Below are 9,268 nucleotides of genomic sequence, written 5' to 3'. Positions count from 1 at the left end.
CCCCGCGTGCTTTCCATCGATGAATGTAAAGGAAATGCCGCGGGTCAGAAGTACCAAGTCATCATCACTGACTCTGAAAACAAGCGTATACTGGACGTTCTTCCGGCACGAACCACACCGGCTCTGCTCCAGTATTTCTATCAATTCCCAATGAGTGAACGACGAAAAGTAGAATTTGTCACAATGGACATGTCTATGCAGTTTCGTTCAGTCATAAAAACGATCTTCCCTAAGGCGCACATCGTGGCAGACCGTTTTCATATGATCCGCTTAGTCCAATGGGCCATGGAGCGCGCTTACAAGGCAGAGCAAAAGCGCCTTTGTCACCATAGCCGAATGGTTAAGTCCAACAAGACAATCTTAACGAAACCATATGAGAAATTAACCGAAGAAGAGCTTATAAAGCGGGAGGGGATCCTTCACTGTTCTCCTCGTCTAAGATGTGCTTACGCACTAACATACGCATTTTCCAAGGTGCTTCGATTCAAAGATAATGCCAACATTTCTTTAGCACTTTCAACATGGATAGACCTGGTAAAAAGCGCTGATTTACCGGAAATGAACTCTCTGGTTAAGTCCTTTACCTACTGGGACGAAGAGATCAAGAGTGCTCTTATCTATCCCTGCAATTTTGAGCGCTTTCGTAATAGGATTTTGTACATTAACACACGCAACGAAAAAGGACTCGCACTGTCCTCAGTGCATGTCCTCTCCAGGAGTGCATAGACACTTTAGCACCCCAAAATTTGACAAAGAACCAAAATAAGCCATGGCAGGAATTCAAATTTCCGCGCCATGGCTTTAGTTATTTCCGTATATATGCGTAGATGAGTGCCGCGCTAAGTGTATAAGCCATATTGCGCTGCGCCTTTAATCTACGCTTTGTTCTATTGTTTTCTTTCTCGCACATTTCTAAGTATGCGTTGGCATTCTTCAATGATTCTTCCTGCCTCGTCGAGGTCATCTCCAGTTCTTTCAATTGACTCCTTAGCAGATTGGATTGTTCCTTTGCTTTTTTCAATTCGTTCTGCGCCTCGGTCAATTGCGTCTCCAATTCCGTCATTCGTTTCTTCTGCAGATTGGATTCCTTTTGTAACCTGTTGTTGATGGCTTTCAATCTGTCTAAGTTGTTCTCGAGTTGGATCAGTTCCGCTTCCGCGATGACATAGGATTCGGAAGCATAGGAAACCGAAGGTAAGAACGAGAACAGCGCCAATAAGATAAGCAAGATACAAGCGTTTTTCCTCAATAATCGCCACCTTCTTTCTCTTCAATTCGTCAAAATTTCAAAATGCTCCCATAACCCACAAAATCCGATTTTAACGGCATTTTTGTTTTACACGGCTCAAGTGTCGTGCTTTTAGAGAAAACTATTCTCAAAGGATCCTAGGGTGTATTTTTTTAGAGAAGTAAAGAAATGAGGGCTTCTCTCAGAATTACTCCCAAAACCAGCCCCAAAAGAAAGGAATCATCCAATTTCAGGGATTCCAGGATATACTTTAGCGTTTCCATCCAAATTTACCTCTGCGCACAAAAATAATCCGTCACGCCTCTTGCGATTGCCGCCGCAATTTGATCGCTTTTTTCTACAAGAAGCTGCGCATCCACATCGTTATCAATAAAGGCGGTTTCAACAAGGACGGATGGCATATCCGTATGTTTGAGCACCATAAGTCCTGGATTTACCTTAACGCCTCTGTCGATGGTGGGTACACTTTTTACAATTTGGTCTTGGATCTTCTCGGCAAGCAGAGCACCTTGTCCAAAATCGGAATAGCACCAGGTTTCGGTTCCTCTTGCCTGAGTGTTTGCCGCATTGCAATGGAGGCTGACGAAAATATCAGCAGACCAGTCATTGGCTTCATCACACACGGCAACAGGACGGTCATAGTAATCACTATCATGGCAAAGATTGTCAGACTGGAGCATCTTCACTTCACAGCCTGCGGCTTCAAGATAGCCCTTTACCCGTTCTCCAATATCGGCGGCCACATCGCATTCACGAAGATCAACGTTTCCCGCATCGTCACGATGAACGGCGCCACTGTCATACTCCAGGTCATGGCCTGGGTTAATAAAAACTTTCATTATTTCTTTTCCCCCTTTTCAAAAGTGTCGGGAATGCCATTCCCGTTCAGGTCAACAAAACAGCCGGCAATGAAGGAGATGAACCCCACCATTGCCGGCCCCACAAGTTCCTTGATCATCGCAAGGAGATCAGGCAGTTGAATTTTTTCAGTAATACTCAGGTAAAACCAGAATCCATAGTATGAAACCACAAAGATGAACACAATCGCGAGATAGCCAAGAATCAAGTATTTGATGGGCTGCTGGAACTGCATAAGCCTTGTCTTGGCATTGGCGAGCTCTTTAAAGAATCCGTTCCTTATTTTTTCAAACATGGCGGATTCCCCATTCCGATATGATTGTTCAGCTTGTCAACTTCATCTTTCAAATCCTTGTAACGGTGCCAGAGGTTATCGATGTTTGTTTCGATTCCCGCCTGTGCCACCCGCATTTCGTTGATGAGGCCCGTCAAATCTTCCAGGGCTTTCGTGTTGTTATCAATGCTTTTATGCAGCGCCATGTTCTCAATTTTCTGGGGACGCAGGATGAGCCAGCACCCAAAAACAGCAAGAACGCTGATGACAGCATTGATGAATGTGTAAGCATTTACCATCATGAGATTATTTCCTCCTTATGGATAGTGTCGGACAACATGGAGCGCTCGACCTTTATACCGCCCCTTTATAGCCCCGCAGTAGAGATCTTCTGTTGGACTCCATGAAAAGGAAAAGAAATTCTTTCCCTGCTTCAGCTCCTGGGATTGACCTGCATGATTTACGAAGACAGGTTCCTTCCAGAAGGAAGAACAGTTGAAATACAGCGTTCCCTCTATTCTTCCCCGGCAAATATTGAAATCAATTTTGCTGATGCTCCAGCTAAAGAGCCGGTCCAGTTTGTGAAGGTCAGCCATAGTCACATGAGGGAACTTTGAAAAATTATGGGTCCTGCTTTCAAGCTCGTCCTGCTCTACAGGCAGAAACACTTTGATAAACGTATCATCCCCTGATTTATCAATCTGCACATAAGCGTTTATCTGAAGAGATTGCAGAAACTCCTGTGGCTCCATATCCACCATCTGAAGGATTTCCCTGTAATTAAAAAGAGGATAGACGCTGCCGGTTCGTGGGTTCTTCAAGATGACCGTTGAAGAACCCGTCTGCAAAGCCCGGAGGTCAAAGGCCACCTTCTGGGAGTTGCACCAAAAAGTCAAGAAATCGCCTTCCAGGTCAAATCGGATCCAGTCCGCTTGATGGATTGCGTTCGTAAAGATGAAGATGGAATTCATAGCTGTTCTTCACTTCCTCAAGAAAGTTCTTATGCTCCTGTTTGAACCAAGCGTAGAGTTTTTTATAAAAGGCGCACTCCAAAGAATGTTTTTTGCTTACGATGCAGGCACTACCGCACATATCATAAACAGGGCAATTCCTGCAGCCTGGACAGATGTCATCAATGAGGGCCTGCTGTTTTTGAAGCCAGTCCTCCCCCAGTTCATCCTGCCTGATATAAAGGCAGGGATAGCGCCTGCCCTTCCAATCTCGCTTTTCGAGCAGCGCATTGCTGCAGTAGGTCTCGCCATACGAATAATGGGCATCCAGCCTTCTTACCAGCATCATAAAAATCCCCTGGTAGCGTAGGTCCTCGATTCCAAAACGCAAGTAGCTCGAAAGGTATCGTCTGACACAGGTTTTGTATTGAGAAAAGATGGAATCGTAGTCCTCCTCCGTCAGAGCAAACTTCCGGTTTTCCTCGTTCGTCACATGGATAAGATGCGGGAATAGGGAAAGTCTGCGTCCAATAATTTTTTCTTTTTCCCTGAACTTTTTCAGGATGGAATCGAGATCTGTGTTGCCATGATAAAGCGTTGTCGACACCGCCAGATTGGGGTAATCAAAAAGGGCCGTGAAAGGGTCAAAACCTCTGAGATCCTTTTCAGCCCCGTCATAGCTTATGCAAATTAGAAAATCGTGCTTCCTGAAATAATCCAGATGCTTCTCAATACCCATTCCGTTTGTGCTGATGGAAAATCTGGCATTAGGAAGCGCCTCTACCACTTTCTTGATTTCATTCACGTAGAGCAAGGGTTCTCCGCCCATAAACTTGACTTCCATCGGTGGATTCTCCTGAAGTTCCTTCAGAAACTCTGGAGAGATACTACTTTCATCTCCTGAAGGTTCCCGATGACAATAAGCACATGAAAGATTGCACTTGCTGCCAAGATAGATTGTCACCTTTCTCTTTTCCTGCAAATTAAGCTGATTAACCAGATTTTTACGCCTGATTTTATTCATTTTCGTCTTGGCTCCCGATATAGATAAAATAGTCATTCCATACCTCATACCACTTTCGACCAAGCTTAATTTTTAAAGCCCCGGCATACCCAAGCGGGTAAAGATGAAAATGACCTACACCATGGTCAAGCTTCACTCGCCTATTGTTCACAATGCCTGCAGAGGATTCAACGAGAACCTCCTCGTCATCAATTTCACGGGTCAGCTTTTCTCCGGTCGAAAAGTCTCCCTTGTACTTTTGAATGGTAAAGTCAATGTAGTCATGGCCTTCTTCTGGCACAAAGGGGTCACCGGAATCCCCTGCCACCAGGAATCCTTTCCGGTTCGCCATAAGTTCACGGTCATTTGACTGGAGTGCGTAGCTGTCCCAAAGTTTCATGCGAGGATGGTCTCCCAGTATCAGGGCTTCGCTGCTAAAAGGAACAAGCTCAAATTCCTGATCGGCTTCAACCGTCAAATTTTCCTTTTTCCCGTTGAACAGCCTTACGATGATATCCCGCTCACCATCTGCAATCACACCCGTATCTACGCTGAGGATTGTATGGTTTCCATAAAGCTGGGTCAGGATTCCAAAGTCGAGTTTTACAGAAACTCCAAGGCGGTTAAGGTCAAGCCACCTGTAGTCAGATTGCATGGGACGACGAAAAGATTTGATTGTGCCATTGCTTTCCGTCAGCGTATAGGAACTATAGGGTCTCATGCTTTCGATTGCATCTATGCCTTTCAGGCCATCGATAGCGCTTGTGCATTCAGCCTTGCAGTAGTTTCCTCTGATGGTCAAATGAACTACATGATCTGCGTTGGATTCTTCATTATACAAAATCTTAAGCATCATTCCACCTCCCTGTCGGTAACGTTATATCCATTTACCATGACATCACTGCCGCCCTCAATGAAAAGCCGATAGCCGGTAGCTTCTTCTTTTTTGATTTTCATGGTATCGTCCTGAAGCTTATTTGCATCAAGGAGCATCTGAATTCGCCCCTCCTTGGCCTTCTTCACGTTCTTTAACGTGATGGCGCTTCTCATTCCCGTGACAGTAAAAAGCACACTGTTGCCGGCCACGACGAGATTTTTATTTCTTTCAAAGTGAAGGGTCTGATGGAGATGCACCTTTTCAATCTTTGTGAGCTTTCTTGCCCGATGGCCCCGGTCAATGACGAGCATCCCCACTTCAAGTTTTTCCACTGGGATTGGCCCTTCAGCCGTAAGGACAAGACCTTTTACAATAACCATAATGGACTCCTTTCTTAGTTATCATCACTACAATCGCAGTTGCAGTTTACCATCATGTAATACTGGCATTTCTGACACGTCTGGCATCCCTGACATTTCTGGCAGGTCTGGCAACCTTGACAGGTTTGGCACTTCTGGCACCCCTGACAGGTTTGACAGGTTTGGCAGCAGTTAGCCTGGCAACAGTTATTTGAGAAACTTTCCTCAAGATGATGGATTGCAAGAGTCAAGGTCGCTACATTGATTTTGTGAATCTTTGTGAAATCACAAGATGATAGCTCAACCTCCACCTTGCTTTTCTTCGAGAGTTCCTCCAGCCCGGTTTGGATATCAGCGACGTCCTTTTCCATTACTATCTCATTTTTATATGCCATCTGATCACCACCCAGCTGTTTCAGGAATCATCTGAACAGTCGCAGTCACTCCTGCAATTGCAATTGCAGTCACACTGCCCTCTGGTCTGGCATTTGCAGTTTCTATGGCTGCACTGTTTGATGCTCTGACAAGATTGGCAGGATATGGACTGGCACTTACTGCTTTGGCATTTCTGGCAGGTCTGACATCTCTGGCAAACCTGGCAGAATGCGCAGTTCCCACAATTATCGACATTTTGGACGTAGTCATTCAGTTTTCTGAGCGCTTCCTGAAGCTCCGATACGTGGATAGCTTTAACAAGAACCTCATCTTCACCTGAAAGCCCTGCCCCATCGGTAAAAACCGTCTTTTCGATTGTTCCGTTGTTAGCCATGATGTTTCTCCAATATCGCCTGCCCATACTCCTGGACTGTCAAAACAACCGGAGTAAAGACCGCTTGTTTCAGCTTGCAGTACGTTTCTTCACGAGCCTTTTTCCCGACGAGCTTACAGCCCCCTTTGCAGAAAAAAAGCGCAGGACAGGAAAGGCATCCCTTTCGGTATTCCCGGGTGTGATCCCCAGAAAGGATTTTCTGCAGATAGGCAAAGTACCCATCATGAATCGTCCCTGCCTTGCAGGACGTGTTATGGCAGGGGTACAGGTTTCCCGCAAGGTCAAGATTCAATGTGCTGAGCCCGTTTCCACACTGCACAGTGCTGCTCTCCCACTTTCCGTCACAGTCCAAATAGAAATGCTTCAAAGCGCCAAACAGTTGGCTGATATAGCCAAACTTGGTATACTCCTGCGGAAGAACAGTCTTGTCCAGATGTTCAAGAAAACACAGGGTCATCTCCCTAATTTCCTGCTCCACCCTCTTATAGTCAATTTCAAGGAGCGTTCTGTCAGGAAGGCCCGTATCCATGATCTCATCGAGATTGATGGCAACTTGATAGCCATGGATTTCGTTGTATTCATTTGAGATTTCCTGGAACGCATCAAGGATTTCTTTAGGATAGGCCTTTGCCGAAATGACACCGGATAAACAAAGCTGCTCGATGGCAAGAATCCGCTCTCTTGTTTCAGGATTTGAAAACACGTCATAGCCCCGGGTTTCCTTCACATGAGACCCATCCCACGAGATGCATACGGAGAAATGGTGGGAATTAAAAAAACGGACCATTTCGTCCGTCAGTGCTCTTCCATTTGAGATGACACCCAAGGTCATCTCGAGTTTTCGTTTTTCCATTTCCAGAACGACTTCTTTAATCGCATCAAAGTAAAGAAGCGGCTCTCCACCGTAAAATTGCAGGTGAATTGGCTGCAGGCTTTCCACTGAAAGCTCTTCAAGGAAGTCGTAGATTTCAGGGTTTATTTGTGCCGCCAAGGGTTCATGAACGAGAGGGTGCTGGAGACAGTAAGCGCAATTCATATTGCACGAATTTCCCAGCATGATAAATACCGTATTCACGGTTCTTCTAAAATATTTCATCTTCCGCTCCTTACCAAAATTTTTACAAGCCTTACGTTTTGCGCAGCATCTGCTTTTACAATCTGCCCTACTGATTGAGAGATGTCCTCCCCATCCATGGCCATGCGACCGACACCAGGCATTTCACTGGGGATGACCCAGCCGCCCTTTTCCGCCTTTCCGTACATCCTTACATGAACCCTTCCCGCAAGGGCAATCGGGATATAGTTTGGAAGATTTTCCTTTAGGATATCATCGGATGGTTCAAGGGATTTCCCGCCTATGATCTGGGCAAATTCCTCTGTATGAACGCCAACAACACACCTGGAATTCTCCGTAGCCCTGACATATCTTTCATAAGAAACGGATTCATCAAGGGCGATGATATCCCCACGCTGGGAATCACCGCCGCGAGGAAAGAATTCTGCGTAGTCGTTATAGACAGCGTTATAAACTTTCGCTGCCGTAATCGTCCCTGAAAGGACGAGATTTCCGTCAGAATCGGTAGAAACAAAGCGGCTATCATTTTCAATCTGAGAGGTTGCTGACGGAATGGCAGGTTTATCGAGAAGGTCACTGTAGCTTCCCGTTGTGGCAACTACGGACAAAACACCAGCCTGACCAGAAAGTTCAGCCTTTGTGGCATAGGTTTCCTTGATGTTGTTTCCAGCCTCGTCCTTAATGGCAGCCTGCGCTGTTGCGGTCGCATCCAGCTTTTTCCCGATTGCCTCCATGACCGTTGTCGCAAAGTGTGGATTATTGCCAAGGGCGTTTGCCAGTTCTTTCAGCGTATCGAGAGAAGCCTCCGAGCCGTTAACCAGTTCCGCGATTTTCTGTTTTACATAGGCCACATTGGTAATCTGTGTCTCCTGGGCCGTTCCCGTTGGTGTCGGAGCAGAAGGCGTCCCAGTAAGAAATGCGTTATTTACATTGGCCTTTAAGTTAAGATCGGCCTGCATCTGCGCCAGTTTTTCGCTGGCCGCATCAGCACTCTGTTTCGCCAGGGTAGCTGCATTCTGGGCCGCACTGTTTTCTTTCCCTGCCGCTTCAGCGCTATCAGCTGATGCCTTGGCGCTAATCTGGGAGGCACTTGCGGACTCAAAGGCCTTACCAGCACTCACCCTGGCTTCTTCTGCCCACGTTTTTGCTGAGTGGCTGCCCCGGATTTCATCTGGCTCCTCAGCACTTTCGGCCCAGGCTTGCGCCGTTTGGCACCAACTTTTCGCTGACCGGGCCTCTGAGATGCCATCCGGCGCTCCTTCACTTTCGGCCCATTGTCTTGCCGTATCGGCCCAGGTTTTAGAAGAACGCGATCCTTCGCCAGCTGGCGCCCCATCACTTGCAGCCCACGCCTCTGCCATATTCTTGCTGTTTAGGGCATCGGCAGCATAAAGCCCGGCTTCTTCCTTATAGGCCCTAGCCTGGTCTGCGGCATAGCCGTCAACGATACCTGCCATCTCGACTTCACTGTTGTTTCTTACTTCGAGCGTCACTTCCACATTGGCGGTTTTCGCTTTGTCAGACATTGTGCGCCACCCCCTTGATAATGAAAGATTTCGTAAAAAAGCAGGTCAGAATCTGCTCTGTCTGATCGTTGATGATGGCAAGGTCATAAATGTATGAACCAGGTTCCAGGGCATCAAGTGCTCCTTTCGGAACCACCACGTCGACGAAATTATTGTCCGGATTGTAAAAGGTGTCAGAGTAGACAACTTCTGTAGAATTGGTAGTTTTCTTAATCGCAAAGACCACCTTATCTGCATTCGTAAGTTTGTAGTTACTAAATCGGAAACGAATGGAAAAAGTATCGTATTGAGAAACCTGGATATTTTTATTTTCATCAATGAGAAGCAT

The 9,268-nt window shown here is 46.3% G+C and carries 12 protein-coding genes; 1 reads left to right on the top strand and 11 read right to left on the bottom strand.

All coding sequences use genetic code 11. The features are described from left to right. Positions 1 to 726, top strand: a 726-nt coding sequence (locus DW817_RS01460) for a transposase (protein WP_165851864.1), incomplete at its 5' end; no start/stop codon positions are given. Positions 727 to 805: 79 nt separating this feature from the next. On the opposite strand, the gene DW817_RS01455 is transcribed toward DW817_RS01460, so the two are convergent. From DW817_RS01455 to DW817_RS01395, 11 genes are all read right to left on the bottom strand, one after another. After that, positions 806 to 1,228 (bottom strand): peptidase M24, encoded by a 423-nt coding sequence (locus DW817_RS01455; RefSeq protein WP_243634037.1) that lies wholly within the window; start codon positions 1,226 to 1,228, stop codon positions 806 to 808. Between the two features lie 290 nt (positions 1,229 to 1,518). Then, a complete protein-coding gene (locus DW817_RS01450) occupies positions 1,519 to 2,088 on the bottom strand; it encodes an N-acetylmuramoyl-L-alanine amidase (RefSeq protein WP_120110646.1) in 570 nt (189 codons plus the stop codon). Then, positions 2,088 to 2,402 carry a hypothetical protein gene (locus DW817_RS01445; RefSeq protein WP_120110642.1) on the bottom strand — a complete coding sequence of 105 codons (315 nt, stop codon included), beginning with the start codon at positions 2,400 to 2,402 and terminating at the stop codon, positions 2,088 to 2,090. The genes DW817_RS01450 and DW817_RS01445 overlap by 1 nt, the downstream gene beginning before the upstream one ends. Then, positions 2,387 to 2,683, bottom strand: coding sequence for a hypothetical protein (locus DW817_RS01440; RefSeq protein WP_120110638.1), 297 nt, complete (start codon positions 2,681 to 2,683; stop codon positions 2,387 to 2,389). Before DW817_RS01440 ends, DW817_RS01445 begins: the two co-directional genes overlap by 16 nt. A 15-nt stretch (positions 2,684 to 2,698) precedes the next feature. After that, positions 2,699 to 3,352: a hypothetical protein gene (locus tag DW817_RS01435; protein ID WP_120110634.1), complete on the bottom strand. Its 654-nt coding sequence runs from the start codon at positions 3,350 to 3,352 to the stop codon at positions 2,699 to 2,701. After that, positions 3,294 to 4,355: a radical SAM protein gene (locus DW817_RS01430; RefSeq protein WP_243634036.1), complete on the bottom strand. Its 1,062-nt coding sequence runs from the start codon at positions 4,353 to 4,355 to the stop codon at positions 3,294 to 3,296. The genes DW817_RS01435 and DW817_RS01430 overlap by 59 nt, the downstream gene beginning before the upstream one ends. Further along, the gene (locus tag DW817_RS01425) at positions 4,348 to 5,190 is read right to left on the bottom strand and encodes a hypothetical protein (protein WP_243634035.1); all 843 of its coding nucleotides are present in this window, start codon (positions 5,188 to 5,190) and stop codon (positions 4,348 to 4,350) included. Before DW817_RS01425 ends, DW817_RS01430 begins: the two co-directional genes overlap by 8 nt. Then, entirely contained in the window at positions 5,187 to 5,591 is a 405-nt protein-coding gene (locus DW817_RS01420) for a hypothetical protein (RefSeq protein ID WP_120110622.1), read from the bottom strand. Before DW817_RS01420 ends, DW817_RS01425 begins: the two co-directional genes overlap by 4 nt. 740 nt (positions 5,592 to 6,331) lie before the next feature. Next, complete coding sequence (locus tag DW817_RS01405; RefSeq protein WP_120110608.1) at positions 6,332 to 7,435, bottom strand: radical SAM/SPASM domain-containing protein; 1,104 nt, start codon at positions 7,433 to 7,435, stop codon at positions 6,332 to 6,334. Then, the gene (locus tag DW817_RS01400; RefSeq protein ID WP_120110604.1) at positions 7,432 to 8,940 is read right to left on the bottom strand and encodes a hypothetical protein; all 1,509 of its coding nucleotides are present in this window, start codon (positions 8,938 to 8,940) and stop codon (positions 7,432 to 7,434) included. Before DW817_RS01400 ends, DW817_RS01405 begins: the two co-directional genes overlap by 4 nt. After that, the gene (locus DW817_RS01395; protein ID WP_120110601.1) at positions 8,933 to 9,268 is read right to left on the bottom strand and encodes a hypothetical protein; all 336 of its coding nucleotides are present in this window, start codon (positions 9,266 to 9,268) and stop codon (positions 8,933 to 8,935) included. Before DW817_RS01395 ends, DW817_RS01400 begins: the two co-directional genes overlap by 8 nt.

The organism is Acidaminococcus sp. AM33-14BH (genome assembly GCF_003603525.1).
In the GTDB taxonomy this organism is placed as follows: Bacteria; Bacillota; Negativicutes; order Acidaminococcales; family Acidaminococcaceae; genus Acidaminococcus; species Acidaminococcus intestini.
Note: the sequence above shows the minus strand (reverse complement) of the source record. Positions and strands in the feature narration are given on the sequence as shown.